Here is a 17,233-nt window from a genome sequence, read left to right on the forward strand (position 1 = left end):
ACGGCGAGACTGTTGTGAAGTTTTGTGGGCCCATGCTGCAGTCCTTGCGCTCCCCCGCGTCCCAATCCCCCGAGGCCGAACTGGCATCCGTAGCTAAAGCGCGATCCAAGCGCCCCAAAGCCGTGATGGTTGGGCTGTTGTTGCTGGCCCTCTGCGGTGGAGGAGTCCTGCTGCAGCGGTTCGGTCCCTGGAGCAACCGTCAGCGGGACTTGACGCCGTTCACCACCACTGCTGAGCAGGGGGTTCTCTCCGGGGTGATCACCGCCAGTGGTGCACTGCAGGCCAAGCAGAAGGTGAACGTGAGTCCGCGCAAGCAGGGGCTACTTGATGAACTGCTGGTGGATGAAGGCGATGTTGTGGAAGAAGGCCAGGTGCTGGCGGTGATGGATCAAGCGGATCTCGAGGATCGGTTGCAAGAGAGGCAAGCTCTGCTGCGCCAGGCGGAGGCCAACTTCCAGACCAAAAAAGAGGATTTCGACCGTCGCAGCAAGCTTTATGCGAGCGGTGTGATCAGCGCAGACGACTTCAGCGACGTGCGCTTCGAGATGTTGGCCCGACAGGCGGGCCTGATCGCAGCTCGAGAACGTCTAGAGCAATTGGAGCAGGAGAGCCGTGAGCAGACGATCCGTGCTCCCTTCGCCGGCATGATCACCGCGCGCTACGCCGAACCTGGATCGTTTGTGACCCCCACCACCGCCGCCTCGGCAACGGCCGGTGCCACAAGCTCGTCGATTGTTGAGCTGTCGCAGGGATTGGAAGTCAGCGCCCGCGTTCCGGAAAGCGACATCGGACGCATCGTGACCGGTCAGAACGCCGAGATCCGCGTTGATGCCTTCCCCGATGAACGCTTCTCCGCACGGGTGAGTGAAATTGCCCCCCGTGCTGAAAAAGAAGACAACGTCACCTCCTTCGAGGTGAAACTGAACTTCGTCGATCCCCCGAAGGAACTGCTGATCGGCATGACCGCCGACATCAACTTCCAGACAGGGCGGAGTGCACCAAAGATCCTGGTGCCCACCGTGGCGATTTACACAGAAGACGGCAAACCGGGTGTGTTGCTGGTGGATGAGAACCAGAAACCACGTTTCCAGCCAGTGGAACTGGGCAACAGCAGCGGCGACCAGACTGCGATCCTGAACGGTCTGGAGTCAGGAACACGCGTGTTCATCGATCTGCCTCCCTGGGCTGATCGCCGCGATTGATCCACCTACCTTTTCAACACCGTCATGCCCGAGGCCACCGTCAAGCCCCTCCTGCTGCTTGTGGATGGCCATTCCCTGGCTTTCCGCAGCTTCTACGCCTTCAGCAAGGGGGGAGAAGGGGGCCTCGCGACCAAAGACGGCAGGCCGACCAGCGTGACCTATGGCTTTCTCAAAGCCCTACTGGACAACAGCAAATCTCTGAAGCCTGAAGGCGTCGCAATCGCCTTCGATACAGCCGAGCCCACTTTTCGCCACAAGGCAGACGCCAACTACAAGGCTCATCGGGATGTCGCCCCTGAAGTGTTCTTTCAGGACCTTGAACAGTTGCAGCAGATCCTGGAAACGCACCTGCAGCTCCCCCTCTGCATCGCACCGGGCTTCGAAGCTGACGATGTTCTAGGCACGCTGGCAAACCGAGCAGCCGATACAGGCTGGGGCGTTCGGATTCTGTCTGGAGACCGCGACCTGTTTCAGCTGGTGGATGACAGCCGCGACATCTCGGTTCTTTACATGGGCGGAGGCCCCTACGCCAAAAGCAGTGGCCCAATACTGATTCGTGAAGAGGGGGTACTCGGCAAGCTCGGCGTGATGCCTGACAAGGTGGTGGACTTGAAAGCCCTCACCGGGGACAGCTCCGACAACATCCCCGGAGTGCGAGGTGTGGGCCCGAAAACGGCGATCAACCTGCTCAAGGAGAACAGCGATCTCGACGCGGTTTACACCACCCTCGAGCAGGTGGAAGCGGAAGGGCCGAAAGCCAGTCGGGGAGCCATCAAGGGAGCACTCAAGGGGAAACTGCGCTCAGACCGTGACAACGCCTATCTCTCGCGCAAGCTGGCCGAGATTCTTGTGGATGTTCCCCTCCCCAAGGAACCAAGCCTGCCGTTGTCTTCGGTGGATGGCGACGGCCTGAAGAGTTGCCTGGAAGACCTCGAGCTCAACAGCCTGCTGCGCCAGGTGGAGAGCTTTGTGGCGGCCTTTTCAGAAGGGGGTTACGGGGCCAACGCGGCGGCCGCTGCTGCTAAGGCCACCAGCCCAGCCACCTCAGAACAACCGACTGCCGGTGCCGCCGCCGAACAGGCGACAGACGAGGAGGTGGGGCTGCCCGCCCTGAAACCCCAGCTGATCCAAACCGAAGCAGCCCTGGATGCTCTGGTGAAGAGGCTGATGGCCTGCACCGACAGCACCCAGCCTGTCGCCTTTGACACGGAGACCACCGACCTCAACCCCTTTCGGGCCGAGCTGGTGGGCATCGGCATTTGCTGGGACGAGGCCCTGGACGCTCTGGCCTACATCCCGCTGGGGCACAAAGGCACCGAAGACAGCAGCCCTGAGCAGCTGGCGTTGGAAACAGTGCTCACTGCCCTCGCTCCTTGGCTGGCCAGCAACACCCACCCCAAAACCCTCCAAAACGCCAAATACGACCGCCTGATCCTGCTGCGGCACGGCGTTGCCCTGGAGGGCGTTGTGATCGACACGCTGCTGGCGGATTACTTACGAGATGCAGCAGCCAAACATGGCCTGGAGCTGATGGCGGAGCGGGAATTTGGCTTCCAGCCCACCTCCTTCACCGATCTGGTGGGCAAAAAACAAACCTTTGCCGATGTCCCGCTGGAGCCCGCCAGCCTGTACTGCGGAATGGACGTTCACGTCACCCGCCGCCTGGCACTGCTGCTGCACAGTCAGCTGGAGGCGATGGGTCCTCAGCTGCTGCCTCTGCTCGAACAGGTGGAGCAACCCCTTGAACCGGTGCTGGCCCTCATGGAGTCCACCGGGATTCGGATCGATGTGCCCTACCTCCAGGGCCTCTCAGAGGAAATGGGAACCACCCTGCAGCGGTTGGAAGCCGAAGCCAAAGAAGCCGCCGGTGTTGAGTTCAATCTGGCCTCACCCAAGCAGCTAGGGGAATTGCTGTTCGACACCCTGGGGCTGGATCGCAAAAAATCCCGCCGAACCAAGACCGGCTTCAGCACCGATGCCACCGTGCTGGAGAAACTCGGCAATGACCACCCCGTGGTGCCGCTGGTGCTGGAGCACCGGGTGCTCAGCAAGCTGAAAAGCACCTACATCGATGCCCTGCCCCAATTGGTGGAGCCGGAAACAGGGCGTGTCCACACCGATTTCAACCAGGCGGTGACGGCGACGGGCCGGCTAAGCAGCAGCAACCCCAACCTGCAGAACATCCCAGTCCGCACTGAGTACAGCCGGCGCATCCGCAAGGCCTTCCTGCCGCAGGAAGGCTGGACCTTGCTCAGTGCTGACTACTCCCAAATCGAACTGCGCATTCTCACGCACCTCTCGGGCGAAGAGGTGCTTCAAGAGGCCTACCGCAGCGGTGATGACGTCCACGCGCTGACCGCTCGGCTTTTGCTGGACAAAGACGATGTCAGTTCGGACGAACGCCGCCTCGGCAAGACCATCAACTTCGGGGTGATCTACGGCATGGGAGCCCAGCGATTCGCGCGGGAAACCGGCGTAAGCCAGAGCGAAGCCAAGGATTTCCTGGCGAAATACAAACAGCGCTACCCGAAGGTGTTCGCGTTCCTGGAGCTGCAGGAACGCCTCGCCCTGAGCCGCGGCTACGTGGAAACGATCCTTGGCCGACGGCGTCCGTTCCATTTTGACCGCAACGGTTTGGGCCGGCTGCTGGGCAAGGATCCCTTGGAGATCGATCTGGATGTGGCCCGCCGCGGAGGCATGGAGGCTCAACAACTCCGAGCCGCTGCCAATGCTCCGATTCAGGGGTCGAGTGCCGACATCATCAAAGTGGCGATGGTGCAGCTGCAAGCAGCCCTACAGAGCCAGGGGCTGCCTGCCCAACTGCTACTGCAAGTGCACGACGAACTGGTGCTCGAAGTCGCACCGGATGCCTTGAAGGCCATCCGAGATCTGGTGGTGAAGACCATGGAACAGGCCGTCGAGCTGACTGTGCCTTTGGTGGTGGAGACCGGCGTCGGCGCGAACTGGATGGAAGCGAAATAAAGATCAGCCGAACAGATCAAGCTGCTGTTGACTCAACAAATCCTCAAATTCGTCGAACACCTTGGAGCCAATTACATCAAAGATCTCAGGATCTAAGTTTTGTACTTGATCTTTACTCAGCGAAGAAGCAAATCGAATCTTCATTTTTTTAGCCTGAGCCTGAGTCAAGCCCTCGAAAGCCCCGGCAGGAATATGTTCGATATGGCTCTCTTTTAGCTTGGACAAAGTCTTGGAGTTCCAACCTGACATTTGCGTCTTATCGAGCCTTGCAAAATCATCTCCAGAGAGCTTTTTAACTGACTTAGGCTTAAAACCGGCAATAGCATCGGCAGGCAAAAGATCAAACTCTTCAGGCTCAATAGAAGCCACCAGAAGACCCGCCATTTTTTTGATTTGCTTTGCCTGAAAACCTTCAAAAGATTCAGTCGGAAGAGCATCAAACTGTCCCAACTTCATCGACCTGAAGATCTTTGGCATCAACTCAGACAGCTGATCAGCTTCCACCTTTTCAAGAGTATCTGGAGCAAGCTTCTTGAATTGCTTTGGATCAAAACCACCTACTGCATCAGGCGTCAAGGCAGCAAACCTATCGGTGTCAAATGATCCCATTAATTTAGGGCTCATTTTATCGATCTGTTTTGCATCAAATCCGTCAAATGCCTGGACAGGAAGGGATTCGAACTGTGCCGATCGAATCCCTTCAAACATCTTGGGACGAAGGTTGCCAATCTGTTCAGATTCGAAACCATCGAAGGCCTCAACTGGTAGTTCTGCCAACTGATCCGCGTGCATTGTCTTGAAAACATCTGACGGAAGAACACTCACCTGTTCAGAGTCAAACCCTTGGAACGCATCAGCTGGAAGCTCGCCGAACTGTCCTGGCTGAAGTCCTTCCAAAAGCTCTGGCCGCATGTTCTCAATCTGTTCCGCATCAAACCCTTCAAAAGATTCGGATGACATTGCAGCCAACTGATCCGGCTGCATCTCCTCAAAAACCTCTGGAGGAAGAACCATCACATGTTCAGAATCAAATCCTTGAAACGAATCCACGGGAAGCTCGCCAAACTGACCTGGACGAATACCCTCGACCAACTCCGGACGCATTGATTCAATCTGTTCTGCATCAAATCCCTCAAAGGAAGCATCTGGGATTAGAGCAAATTGCTCCGGGCTGAACTCTCCAACGACATCTGGATCCAGGGCACCAATCTGTTCTGGAAGGAGATTCTCTACCATCGAAGGAGGAAGATCAATTAGATCATCCCTCTGAAGATCTTCTGGAGATATGCCTCCAATGGGAGGCGGTGGTGGAAGAGGAAGCGCCTCCATATCAGGCACCAGATCTTCAGGGGGAGTATTGCCTTCTGTGACGTCGTCTTCTGGCGGAAGAATCACATCACCCGGCAAATCCGGCATCTCCGGCCTTCCATCAGAAAAATTATTAGCGAACCAGGCAACAATCTGATCGTTTTGACGTTCCATGAACAACGATAGAAAGAGTCGATAAATGAAGACTACGTCCAATTCCAGAATTGCGACGTCCTAGACAACAGATCGAGTGACAACCGAACAGGCCGTAGCCTCAGCCGCAGCTTCTGAACGGCTGTGTCCCTGCGGCTCACCAACACCCTCACCCGCCGCACCGAACCCTTCACACCGCTGACTCCGGGCAAAGCGAGCATCTACTGCTGCGGCGTGACGGTCTATGACCTCTGCCACCTCGGCCATGCCCGCAGCTACATCAACTGGGATGTGCTTCGGCGGTATCTGATCTGGCGTGGCCTCGAAGTGACCTTCGTTCAGAACTTCACCGACATCGACGACAAGATCCTCAAACGTGCCGATGAGGAGAACTCCACGATGACCGCCGTCAGCGAGCGGAACATCGAATCCTTCCATCAGGATATGGATTCGCTTGGAATCCTGCGGCCCGACCGCATGCCCCGCGCCACTCAGTGCCTGGATGGGATCCGCAATCTCATCAGCGAACTGGAAGCTAAGGGTGCGGCGTACAGCGCTGAAGGGGATGTGTATTTCGCAGTGATGAAGCATGCCGGTTACGGCAAGCTCAGCGGCCGCGATTTGGGCGAACAGCAGGACAACGCAGCTGGTCGCGTGGCCGATGCCGAAGAGGCCCGTAAGAAACACCCCTTCGATTTCGCGCTGTGGAAAGGGGCCAAACCCGGAGAACCCAGCTTTCCCTCCCCCTGGGGTGAGGGACGCCCTGGCTGGCACATCGAATGCTCAGCCATGGTGCGGGCGGAGCTCGGAGACACAATCGACATCCACCTTGGTGGTGCCGACCTGGTGTTCCCGCACCACGAGAACGAGATTGCCCAATCCGAAGCGGCTACAGGCCAAGACCTGGCCCGGATCTGGATGCACAACGGCATGGTCAATGTCGGCGGGCAGAAGATGAGCAAATCGCTCGGCAACTTCACCACCATCCGCGCCCTGCTGGACAGCGGAATCTCGCCGATGACCCTGCGCCTGTTTGTGCTGCAGGCCCACTACCGCAAACCCCTCGATTTCACTGCTCAAGCCCTAGACGCCGCGGCCACCGGCTGGAAGGGGCTGAATGCAGCACTCAGTCTTGGCGATCGTTATGGAGCAAGCCTTGGCTGGAGTACGGCCGCGCCCCTGACGGAGGGTGCAATGACTTCGGATGGAGGTCCAGTCGACACCGCCCTGGTGGAGCTCGAGCAACGCTTTATCAGCGCCATGGACGATGACCTCAACAGCTCGGGGGGACTGGCTGTTCTGTTCGATCTGGCCAAGCCCCTCCGAGCCCTTGCCAACCGGCTGGAACGAGGCGAGGACACCGCACTGCCTGAGCAGGAGTTGAACGCCCTCGAGGGTCGCTGGCAGCTCCTACGCCAACTGGCGGCGGTGTTGGGACTGCGCTCGGAAGCAGAGGCGGCCTCCAGCCTCGATGACGGGGCGATTGATGCGGCCATCGCAGACAGGAAGGCTGCCAAAGCTGCGAAGAACTACCCAGAAGCCGACCGGATCCGTGATGAGCTCGCGGCCCAAGGTGTGGAGCTGATCGATAAACCCGGCGGAGTGACGGAGTGGATCCGCTCCTGATCCCGGCAGACTGAAGGTCAACGCCCTCGCTCCCCATGCTCTGGCTTAAAAAGCTGAATTTCATGGAAACCGCCAAGCTGGAAATGGAGCTGATGAAAGCCCTGGATGCCGGCGAAGACCTCGACGCCAAGCTCGCGACTCAGAAGCAGTTGGCCGAATCCAGTGGCGATGCGGAGCAAGCCTGGAAAGCTGAGATCTGGGACAAGATGCTGCTGAGGATCCGCAAAATGGAATCCATGCTCAATCCTCCTGGTGAGCCATGAGTGCGTCACCAGCGGAGACACTGCTGAAAGCCATTCAGCTCTCGGTTTCGCCGGTGTTTCTCCTCGCTGGCATCGGGGCGATGATGAATGTGCTGTCGGGTCGGTTGAGCCGCAGCGTCGATCGAGCCAGAGAGCTGAAACGTCGCTGCCAGGAGCTGGAGTGCGACGAGCAGGCTGAATTCAGGTTGATTCGTCAGCGCATCCGGTTGGTGGTTCGTGCCATTGGGCTACTCACGCTGTCGACCCTGTTGATTTCAACGGTTGTTGCCGTGATTTTTCTCACGGTTGCCCTGCAGATCAACCTTTCGATGGTTGTGGCACCGCTGTTCGTGGCCGCCATGTTGATGCTCACCTCAGCAGCGATCTGCTTTCTGCGCGAGATCACGCTCGCCTCAAAGCAGTTGGAGGCGACCTTCGGACCCAGCGAATCCTTCAGCTGGACATCAGATCGATCACGCTGATCACCAGCCCGACGGCAATCACAGGCGGCGAAATCCAACGCAGCATCACCAGCAGAAAGCGCTGCAGCCAGATGGGGCTACCTGAATGGGTGAGCTCCTTCTTAAAGCGATCCGGAAGCACCCAGCCCAGCAACAACGCCAGCAGCAACCCACCCAGGATCAGCAACAAGCCGCCAAACACGGAATCCATCCAGCCCAGAACCTCCATCGAGGTGGCCGCCGGAAGCCCGGCCACAAAGATCAAGGCCGTGGACACCCAGACGGCCCGAGCTCGACTCCAACCCAGTCGATCGATCAGACATGCCACCGGCACCTCCAGCAGCGAAACAGCTGAGGTGATCGCAGCAATGAGGGCCAAGGCAAAAAAGAGCACAGCCACCACCTGGCCTGTGGAGCCAAGCGACCCCAGGCCAGTGGGCAAAGCGATAAAGATCGTGCCCAGGGTTGATCCACTGATCACATCCTTGAGGCCGAAACTCATCACCACGGGGAACGTGACCATTCCGGCCAGCAATCCCACAGCGGTGTCCATCCCCACCACCGCCACGGCTTCCCGCGGCAGGTGGGCGCGCCTACTCAGATAGGCCGAATAGGCAAGGATGCAACCGATTCCTGTTCCAATTGAGAAGAAGGCCTGCGTGAAGGCATTGCGAATCGTGGTGGGGTCATGCAACTGGCTGTTGTCCCAGCGCAGCAGGAACGTCCGATACCCCTCCGAAGCTCCCTCCAGGCCAGCGGCCCAAACCGCGAGGCCGATCAGCAGAACGAACAACAGCGGCAGGCCCCAGCGGGACAACCGCTCGATTCCTCCACGCACGCCGGCCGCCACGACTCCAGCGGTCGCCACCAAGCTCAGCAGTTGCCCAATCAAGGCGGAACGTCCGCCACTGAGACTCGCGAAAAATGCTTCGGCTGAAGCAATATCCGCCGGTAGCCCCTGCGTCAGGGTCTGCACCAGAGTCGCCCCGGTCCAGCCCATCAGCACGGCGTAGAACGCCAGAATTCCACTGGACGCCAGGACAAACAGCCAACCCATGGGCTGCCAGCGAAGACCAGCCGCCTGAACCGGCGCGAGAAGAGGACTTTGTCCAGTGCTCCGCCCCAGCACCATTTCGGCCACCAGCACCGGCAAGCAGACCAAAAGCACAATCACCACATACAGCAGCAGGAAGGCTCCTCCGCCCCCCTGGGACGCGCGATAGGCAAAGCCCCAGAGATTGCCCAGTCCAACGGCACTGCCCGCAGCCGCCAAGACAAAGCCCAGTCCAGATCGCCACTGTTCCTTTGCCATGCGCTCTCAACAAGCTGTTCGCCAGCTTGCCAGCGTTCAACAGTCCTGGTGGGAGACTTGTCGCAACTGCCGGATCAGCGTGAAAGCCATCAGCGTGCTGGGATCCACTGGCTCCATTGGAACCCAGACCCTTCAGATCGCTGAGGAATTCCCTGAGCAGTTCCGCGTTGTGGCCCTAACAGCCGGACGCAACCTGAACCTTTTGGTTCAACAAATCCAGAGGCATCGCCCAGAAGTCGTTGCCCTGGCCGATGCCGATCTGCTGCAAGAGCTGCAGGTTCGTCTCGAGGACGCAGGCGTTGCTGCCAGCGATGCGCCGCAGTTGGTTGGAGGGCCCGACGGCCTGAATGTTGCTGCCGCCTGGGACAGCGCCGACCTCGTGGTGACGGGCATTGTTGGTTGCGCCGGACTGTTGCCGACCCTGGCGGCGATCCGAGCCGGCAAAGACCTGGCCCTGGCCAACAAGGAGACACTGATTGCTGCCGGCCCCGTGGTGTTGCCGGAGCTAAAAAAGAGCGGCAGCCGACTGCTGCCGGCGGATTCGGAGCACTCGGCCATTTTCCAGTGCTTGCAGGGAACCCCCTGGGCTGAAAACGCACGTTTATCCACAGGAGTACCCACACCGGGGCTCCGCAGGATTCAGCTGACGGCCTCTGGCGGAGCCTTCCGTGACTGGACGACAGCCGACCTCGAGAAGGCCACCGTGGCTGATGCCACCAGCCATCCCAACTGGAGCATGGGCCGCAAGATCACCGTGGATTCCGCCTCACTGATGAACAAAGGCCTTGAGGTCATCGAAGCCCACTACCTGTTCGGCCTGGATTACGACCACATCGAGATCGTCATCCATCCCCAGAGCATCATCCATTCGATGATCGAGCTGGCGGATTCCTCGGTGCTTGCCCAACTGGGCTGGCCCGATATGAAACTGCCCATCCTCTATTGCCTGAGCTGGCCGTCTCGGCTGGAAACGCCGTGGCGACGCCTGGATCTCACCGAAATCGGCCAGCTCACTTTCAGGGCCCCTGATCCAGCCAAGTACCCCTGCATGGAGCTGGCCTACGCCGCTGGACGGGCCGGCGGCACCATGCCTGCGGTGATGAATGCTGCCAACGAGGAAGCCGTGGCGCAGTTCCTCGAGGAGAAGATTCACTTTCTCGACATCCCCACAGTGATCGATGCCGCCTGCGAGCGGCATAAACCCGATCTGATGGCACAGCCCCAATTGGACGACGTGCTGCGGGTGGATCAGTGGGCGCGAACCGCAGTGCGCGAACAGGTGAACCGGGGTGTCACCCGGTTGCCCATGGGAGCTCTCGCCGCTTAACGATGCAACGGGTCAGTCACCACCTTCTGCTTTGTGCAACCGCCAACAAAGCCAAATGTTGCGATTCTGCCCTGGGTTCACAAACCTGGAATGAACTAAAAAGCGTTGTTCGTGAGCTGGACTTAGAGAACACGCAACGCCCTGAAGGGATTGTCCTAAGGAGCAAAGTTGATTGCCTTAGGATATGTGAGCGTGGACCCATCCTTGTTGTCTGGCCAGACGGAATTTGGTACGCAGAAGTGTCTCCCAGCAGGATAAAAAAAATTATTCAAAACCACATTGTCGACCAACAACCTGTCGAAGAATGGATACTAAAAAGAACACCATTAGGCCCTACAGACACTCCCCCTGCAGAGCAAATAGCAATTTAGCGCATACATTCCTATACACCAACAAACGTCACCATAGCGCCTGAAAGACACAGAAAATCGCAAGAGGACTTGATCAAATGCACCAGCTTTTACCGAGCAACTGAGTGAGGAGACCCCCAGAACTGCGATCGGCATTCACCACTCCACAGCGCCCACAGCTCGCGAGACGAACAACTATATTGAAAACCTTAAGCGTTGATCACTTCTCGCTTGTCCTGAGGCTCTCGATTGGCATTTGCAGCAACGATCAGACCAACAAAAACGACTTCTGAACACACTCCCAAATCAGCCGTCTATCCGACAAAAGCGGAGTTACTGAAAACCTTGCCACCTGAACTCTCCAAGTTGAGCCCAATAAGGGCTTGGGTGAGTTTGGCGATGTCAGTTGGACTATCGGCCTTGGCAATTGGCATTGGAACGCTCATCCCACTTTCTGCCTCAGCCACTCCTTTGTGGCTTCTCTATGGAGCTGTTACCGGCACCATTGCGATGGGCTGCTGGGTTATTGCCCATGAGTGTGGCCATCACGCCTTTCACCCCAATCGTCGAATCGAAGGGGTCGTGGGATTTGCTCTCCATAGCATTCTCCTTGTGCCTTACTACAGCTGGGCACATAGCCATGCCGTGCATCACGCCCACTGCAATCACCTTGAGAAAGGAGAAACCCACGTACCGCCAAGGGCAACGTCACCATTAGGACAAACCACAGAACAGCTGAAGCGAAACCTGCATCCAGTCGTCTTCGGGATCATCTCTCTCTTCAATCATCTCGTTATCGGCTGGCAGCTCTATCTATTTTTTGGAGCGACTGGCGGGGAAGACTACGACTCTCCTACATCTCATTTTTGGAATCGCAAGCGAAACACCAACGGAAAGCGTCGCTTATTTCCTGAAACATTCAACAAATGGATGGTCCGGTCCAATCTTGGTTTGCTGGCCATGGTTTCTTTCTTGATTGCAGCGTCGATACAATATTCGCCACTTCGAGTGCTCTGCCTTTATGGATTGCCATATATGGTAATCAATATGTGGCTGACAACATACACTTGGCTACAACACACAAACAGCGATATTCCTCATTTCTCAAATGAAACATGGTCTTGGCCTAAGGGAGCCCTCCAGACGGTTGATCGCCCTTACGGACCTATCCTGAATCTTCTGCACCACGGGATCGGATCCACTCACGTCTGTCATCACGTCAATTCATCGATTCCCCATTACAATGCTTGGGACGGAACAAATCTGTTGAGGCAAAGATTTCCCGAGCTAGTGCGATACGACCCCACCCCTATCCATAAAGCTCTTTGGACGATTGCGACGAGATGCGGCGGAGCTGTCTATCAAAACCCCTCTAGCAAAGAGTTTTATTTTTAGGCGAAGCTTACCCAAAAACATCAATATCTTCGCAAATCCCCAAAAACCCAGGAAATTTAGCTCTAAATCCACCAGCTCGAGGCCATGTTCTAAAACGGAAGAAAGTTCACATATTTTTCACCCTCCACCCTTATCGACATTCATAAAAGCACTGAAAGAAGCACGTTTTGAAGAAACAATCGATATATCGCTCAGGATTCATAGCATCTAAACCGACATCCCTTTAAAGCTTTCTATGCAGGACCAAGCACTAAAACAGATGGTTAAGTACCTCGAGCGACCATGCAAAGCCAGGCTGCCGCCAACTGATCACCCCAGCAGCCGCCGCGCCCATGAAACCCGTTGTGACCGCCCCGACTGGTGAACAACGTGTGAATTGCAGCATCGGGATGCAACGCATCGCCGAGACTTAACGCGGCTGATGCTGGTACCCAGGGATCATCGAGCGCCTGCAACAACAGCGTGGGTGGCATCACATCGCAAGCTGAAAGCAGATGCTGCAAGGGAGAGGCCTCGCGGTAGTACGCCTCCACATCCGGGAACCCCCAACGGGGAGCCGTCACGGCACTGTCAAAGGAACGGATTGAACGGGGTGGCGTCGTTCGAAGGGTGGCCTCCTCCTGACTGCTCACCCCAAATGGATCCGCCAGGGTTTGCCGCACCAACCGCTTCAGCAGCCAACGTTGATAAATCCGATTGCGGGGCCGTTCGATCGAGGCACTGCACGCCGCAAGGTCCAGCGGACTGCTGGCGCAGAAGAGGCCATCAAGCACACCAGGCGAGGCCAAACAGGCATTGAGCAGCATCGTGCCGCCCAGGGAGATGCCCGCCCCCAGCAGCGGTCGACCCGCCGCCAACATGCGCGCCTGGGCAATGACCGGCAGCAGATCGCTGTTGCAACGCGCTGCGTAGGTGCCACCCGCCAGATGCCGGCCCGGGTCCGCACCGCGCAGATTCAGCCGCAACACAGCGAAACCCGCGGCTTGCAGCGCTGCCCCCATCCGCCTCAGACCCTCACGGGAACTGGATCCCCCCAGGCCATGGAGCAGTAGAACCAGACCTCTGGGTTCCCCTTCCGGCTGATCGAGCAGGGCAAGCAAAGACCCTGCAGCCGCAGCTCCACTGGGCAGGGCTGGCACGGAGATTTCGATCGGAACCCCTTGATCGTGGGGAAGATCCACCTCACGCAGTGTGTCGCGGAGGGTTTGCAGATCGCCACCAATCCAAGGCCAGCGCTGCTCAAACGATGGAACCCCCAGCCGCTCCCGCAGCTGGGGGTTATCCACGCCCCGCCCCATCACTTCTTGCCCAGGCCCAGATCCTTGAGTTCCACCAGGAGATCGCCGAGCACCTTCTTGGCATCACCGAACAACATCGAGGTATTGGCTAACTCGAACAGATCGTTCTTGATGCCGGAGTAACCAGCGCTCATGCCACGTTTCACCACAAATACCGTGCGGGCATCTTGCACATCCAGCACGGGCATGCCGTAGAGCGGCGAATTGGGGTCGCTCTTGGCCTGGGGATTAACCACATCATTGGCACCCAGCACCAACACCACATCGGTGGCGGGGAACTCGGGATTGATCTGGTCCATCTCCTGAAGCTGCTCATAAGGCACATCCGCCTCAGCCAGAAGCACGTTCATGTGGCCGGGCATGCGACCAGCCACAGGGTGGATGGCGTAGGCCACATCAATGCCGGCGCTTTCCAGCACACGGGTCACTTCCCGCAGCGTGTGCTGAGCCTGGGCCACAGCCAAGCCATAACCAGGAACAATCACCACCCGTTCAGCAGCCTCCAGGGTGAGGGCGCATTCCTCGACGCTGCAGCTCGTGATGTTGGTGTATTCGCCACCACCACCTGTGGCAGTGGTCGCACCAAGAGCTCCACCAAACAGAACAGACACCAGAGAACGGTTCATGCCGTTGCACATCACCTGGGTGAGGATCAGGCCGGCGGCGCCGACCATGGCACCCGCCACGATCAGCAACTGGCTTCCCACCACGAAACCGGCGGCGGCCGCAGCCACCCCCGAGTAGCTGTTCAGCAGCGAGATCACCACGGGCATATCGGCCCCGCCGATTGGCAGCGTCACCCCGATGCCCAGCAGGCCGGAGGCCACCATCAGAAGCCAGAGGCCAGTGCCTGATTCAGCGTTGCGCAGCATCTCAATGGCACCCACGAGGGATGCCACCGCCAGCGCGATGTTGACGACATGGCGGCCCTTGCTTTGCATCCAGGCCGGCGTGGACAGCCAGCCCTGCAACTTGGCCATGGCCACGATGGAGCCGGTGAAGGTAATCGCGCCCACAAAGACAGACACAACGATGGACACCACAGCCACAGGGCCTGCAGCATCAAGGGCCACCGGATAGAGAGCAGCAGCCAGTGCCACCAGCAATGACGACATGCCACCGCAGCCATTGAAGAGGGCGACCGTCTCCGGCATCGAGGTCATCGGCACCCGCTGGGCGGTGATGGCTCCAAGCACACCACCCACCAACGTTCCGGCAATGATCCAGGCCCAGGCCGCGCTGCTGATGCCAGTCGTGCCGAGATAGTTGATCAGCAGACCAAGCACCGCGAGGCCCATGGCGACAGCCGCCAGCTGATTGGCACCCCGGGCTGAACGCACCTTAGAGAGCCCCTTGATGCCGAGGGCCAGCAACAGAACCGCAACCAGCTCAATCGCGTATTTGAGAAGGTCAGACATCAGCGGTTCTCCTTGCGAGCAGGCTTGCGGCTGAACATGGCCAGCATGCGGTCGGTCACGAGGAAGCCCCCGATCACGTTGAACAGGGCAAAGCCCAGCGAGACGGAACCGAGCAGCAACACCACGGTGTTATCGCCGGCCTTGATGATGGCGGTGAGTGCTGCCAAGACGGTGATGCCCGAGATGGCATTCGCGCCACTCATCAATGGAGTGTGCAGGGTTGGAGGGACCTTGCCGATCAGCTCGAGCCCAAGCAGGCTGCCAAGCAGAAGAACCCAGAGAAATTCAACAAACATCAGTTGGCACCTGGGGTAAGGACATCGCCACGACGGATGCTGCCGTCCTGGGCGATCAGACAGCCAGCGATCAGTTCATCATCGGGATCGAGGTTGAGGACACCGTCCTTGAGGGTGGGCTCCAAAAGAGCCACGAGATTGCGGGCGTAGAGCGCACTGGCGTGATTGGGAACGCTGCAGGGCAGATCATTGCCGCCGATCAGCTTCACACCTTTGCGGTCGACGGTCTGACCAGGCACGGTGTCGGCACAATTGCCACCCTGGGCCACCGCCAGGTCAACCACCACTGCGCCTGGACGCATCCGATCGAGCATGTCTTCACTGATCAGGCGAGGAGCTCGGCGACCGGGCACCTGGGCCGTACAGATGGCCACATCGGCCTCAGCCAGTTGATCGGACAGCTGCTGTCGCTGAGCAGCCAGGAATGCATCGGAGGCCTGTTTGGCATAACCGCCGGATTCAGCAGGCTTGTCTTCCAACTCAGGTGGCTCAATGAAACGGGCGCCGAGCGATTCAACCTGCTCTTTGACCGCCGGCCTGATGTCACTGACATAGACGACTGCACCGAGGCGGCGGGCTGTGGCGACCGCTTGAAGGCCCGCCACACCAGCTCCGAGAATCACCACCTTGGCCGGTTGAACGGTGCCCGCGGCCGTCATCAGCATCGGGAAGTAACGATCCAGAGCAGCGGAAGCCAGCAACACCGACTTGTAGCCAGCGATGTTGGCCTGGGAGGACAAAGCATCCGCAGACTGAGCCCGGCTGATCCGCGGCAGCAGCTCGAGCGCCATGGCAGAGAGACCGCCGCGCTGAAGGCCTGCCGTTAGGTCTTCGTTGGCGTAGGGGGAGAGCAGACCAACCACCAACGCTCCCTGGCGAAGGCGGGCTAGGCCCGCTGCGCTCGGCGATTGAACACAGAGCAGAACATCCGCCTGAGTCCAGGCCGATGCATCTCCGGCATGGATCAAATCCGCACCCTGCTCGGCATAAGCCTCATCGAGGTAGCCGGAGGCTTTACCGGCTCCACGTTCGACTGCCACATTGCAGCCCAACGAAATAAATTTTTTGACCGTGTCGGGCGTTGCCGCAACCCGGGTTTCTTCCGGTGTCGACTCCACCGGTATCAGAAGTCTGGGCAAGGGGAACACAACCACCGACCCAAGTCAGGTTACTTACGGGGTCACCCTCTCGCCATCAGGAAGCTTCCTGAAGAAAGCCCCCCTCTTCTGTTGCTCTTGCTACGTGAAGTGCATCCTCTGTGCTCCTCATGGGTCTCAGCGCAATCGAGTGTCCCGACGGCCTCTGCCACAGCCACCACGGCGGCCACGCCGTTGAACGAGAAACCATGCAGTCCACCCTCCAGTTGCACGGCAAGGACTGGTGTGAACGGCTGGCGGAGCGGATCTATGAAATTTCCGTCGACACCTTCTCCCAAAGCGTGATGCCGAGCCTGCACACGGCCGGCTGGCAGCGGCGGCACCTCGACTGGGAGTTCAAGCTGAATGACGGCGAAAGCGAGCCCGATCGAACCCTGGTCGACGGGATGATCAACGCCACGGAAAGCTTTCTGCGCAGCAGCGAAGTGCATCGCCTGTTCATTCAGGAACTCGTGCAGGGCACGTTCGCGGAAGCGGAGAACGATGACCTGCGCATTCAGGCGGTCCGCACCCTTGTGGAGACCGAAATCGTGGCGATGCTTGAGGAACGCCGGGAGGAGCTGCTGGATCGTCTCGCTCAGCAGATGCTGAACTCCGCGAAGGGAGATTTCAAGGCCGCTCGTTCCGCCTCAGAAGAGGCCTTAATGGAAGTGGAACACTTGGTGGTCAACCACGCCGAAGCGCTCTGAAGCAAAGGCTTTAACGC

General features: G+C 58.5%; 15 protein-coding genes. 9 read left to right on the plus strand and 6 right to left on the minus strand.

The genetic code is table 11. The features are described 5' to 3' along the window. The first annotated feature begins 32 nt into the window (after positions 1 to 32). Complete coding sequence (locus SynPROSU1_RS10145) at positions 33 to 1,202, plus strand: efflux RND transporter periplasmic adaptor subunit (RefSeq protein ID WP_186570401.1); 1,170 nt, start codon at positions 33 to 35, stop codon at positions 1,200 to 1,202. 24 nt (positions 1,203 to 1,226) lie between these two features. After that, positions 1,227 to 4,184: a DNA polymerase I gene (gene polA / locus SynPROSU1_RS10150; protein WP_186570402.1), complete on the plus strand. Its 2,958-nt coding sequence runs from the start codon at positions 1,227 to 1,229 to the stop codon at positions 4,182 to 4,184. A gap of 3 nt (positions 4,185 to 4,187) precedes the next feature. Here the strand turns inward: polA and SynPROSU1_RS10155 are convergent, their stop codons facing one another. Then, a complete protein-coding gene (locus SynPROSU1_RS10155; protein WP_186570403.1) occupies positions 4,188 to 5,666 on the minus strand; it encodes a hypothetical protein in 1,479 nt (492 codons plus the stop codon). Between the two features lie 123 nt (positions 5,667 to 5,789). Here SynPROSU1_RS10155 and cysS point away from each other — a divergent pair, with 123 nt between their 5' ends. The 3 genes from cysS (at position 5,790) to SynPROSU1_RS10170 (ending at position 7,995) form a co-directional block, all read left to right on the plus strand. Beyond that, the gene (gene cysS, locus SynPROSU1_RS10160) at positions 5,790 to 7,271 is read left to right on the plus strand and encodes a cysteine--tRNA ligase (RefSeq protein WP_186570404.1); all 1,482 of its coding nucleotides are present in this window, start codon (positions 5,790 to 5,792) and stop codon (positions 7,269 to 7,271) included. A 62-nt stretch (positions 7,272 to 7,333) separates the two neighbouring features. Beyond that, complete coding sequence (locus SynPROSU1_RS10165) at positions 7,334 to 7,534, plus strand: hypothetical protein (RefSeq protein WP_255444631.1); 201 nt, start codon at positions 7,334 to 7,336, stop codon at positions 7,532 to 7,534. Continuing rightward, positions 7,531 to 7,995 carry a DUF2721 domain-containing protein gene (locus tag SynPROSU1_RS10170; protein WP_186570406.1) on the plus strand — a complete coding sequence of 155 codons (465 nt, stop codon included), beginning with the start codon at positions 7,531 to 7,533 and terminating at the stop codon, positions 7,993 to 7,995. The genes SynPROSU1_RS10165 and SynPROSU1_RS10170 overlap by 4 nt, the downstream gene beginning before the upstream one ends. Here SynPROSU1_RS10170 and SynPROSU1_RS10175 read toward each other — a convergent pair. Further along, entirely contained in the window at positions 7,967 to 9,286 is a 1,320-nt protein-coding gene (locus SynPROSU1_RS10175) for a sodium-dependent transporter (RefSeq protein WP_186570407.1), read from the minus strand. The two genes, SynPROSU1_RS10170 and SynPROSU1_RS10175, sit on opposite strands and share 29 nt — an antisense overlap. Before the next feature lie 79 nt (positions 9,287 to 9,365). Between SynPROSU1_RS10175 and SynPROSU1_RS10180 the strand changes: the two genes are divergently transcribed. The 3 genes from SynPROSU1_RS10180 (at position 9,366) to SynPROSU1_RS10185 (ending at position 12,358) form a co-directional block, all read left to right on the plus strand. After that, complete coding sequence (locus tag SynPROSU1_RS10180) at positions 9,366 to 10,613, plus strand: 1-deoxy-D-xylulose-5-phosphate reductoisomerase (protein WP_186572351.1); 1,248 nt, start codon at positions 9,366 to 9,368, stop codon at positions 10,611 to 10,613. Between the two features lie 2 nt (positions 10,614 to 10,615). Continuing rightward, a complete protein-coding gene (locus tag SynPROSU1_RS14025) occupies positions 10,616 to 10,984 on the plus strand; it encodes a ferredoxin (RefSeq protein WP_255444632.1) in 369 nt (122 codons plus the stop codon). 228 nt (positions 10,985 to 11,212) lie between these two features. Further along, positions 11,213 to 12,358, plus strand: coding sequence for a fatty acid desaturase (locus tag SynPROSU1_RS10185; protein ID WP_186570408.1), 1,146 nt, complete (start codon positions 11,213 to 11,215; stop codon positions 12,356 to 12,358). Between the two features lie 263 nt (positions 12,359 to 12,621). On the opposite strand, the gene SynPROSU1_RS10190 is transcribed toward SynPROSU1_RS10185, so the two are convergent. From SynPROSU1_RS10190 to SynPROSU1_RS10205, 4 genes are read right to left on the minus strand one after another with little or no spacing between them, the layout of a single operon-like run. Continuing rightward, positions 12,622 to 13,656: an alpha/beta fold hydrolase gene (locus tag SynPROSU1_RS10190; RefSeq protein WP_186570409.1), complete on the minus strand. Its 1,035-nt coding sequence runs from the start codon at positions 13,654 to 13,656 to the stop codon at positions 12,622 to 12,624. After that, a complete protein-coding gene (locus tag SynPROSU1_RS10195) occupies positions 13,656 to 15,074 on the minus strand; it encodes an NAD(P)(+) transhydrogenase (Re/Si-specific) subunit beta (protein ID WP_186570410.1) in 1,419 nt (472 codons plus the stop codon). The genes SynPROSU1_RS10190 and SynPROSU1_RS10195 overlap by 1 nt, the downstream gene beginning before the upstream one ends. Continuing rightward, positions 15,074 to 15,370 (minus strand): NAD(P) transhydrogenase subunit alpha, encoded by a 297-nt coding sequence (locus SynPROSU1_RS10200; protein WP_115025338.1) that lies wholly within the window; start codon positions 15,368 to 15,370, stop codon positions 15,074 to 15,076. Before SynPROSU1_RS10200 ends, SynPROSU1_RS10195 begins: the two co-directional genes overlap by 1 nt. Beyond that, entirely contained in the window at positions 15,370 to 16,509 is a 1,140-nt protein-coding gene (locus tag SynPROSU1_RS10205) for a Re/Si-specific NAD(P)(+) transhydrogenase subunit alpha (RefSeq protein WP_255444634.1), read from the minus strand. Before SynPROSU1_RS10205 ends, SynPROSU1_RS10200 begins: the two co-directional genes overlap by 1 nt. A 128-nt stretch (positions 16,510 to 16,637) precedes the next feature. On the opposite strand from SynPROSU1_RS10205, the gene SynPROSU1_RS10210 reads away from it, so the two are divergent. Then, on the plus strand, positions 16,638 to 17,216 hold the full coding sequence (locus tag SynPROSU1_RS10210) for an EF-1 guanine nucleotide exchange domain-containing protein (protein ID WP_186570411.1): 579 nt from the start codon (positions 16,638 to 16,640) through the stop codon (positions 17,214 to 17,216). Positions 17,217 to 17,233: the final 17 nt, after the last annotated feature.

It is taken from the genome of Synechococcus sp. PROS-U-1 (genome assembly GCF_014279755.1).
Classification (GTDB): Bacteria; Cyanobacteriota; Cyanobacteriia; order PCC-6307; family Cyanobiaceae; genus Parasynechococcus.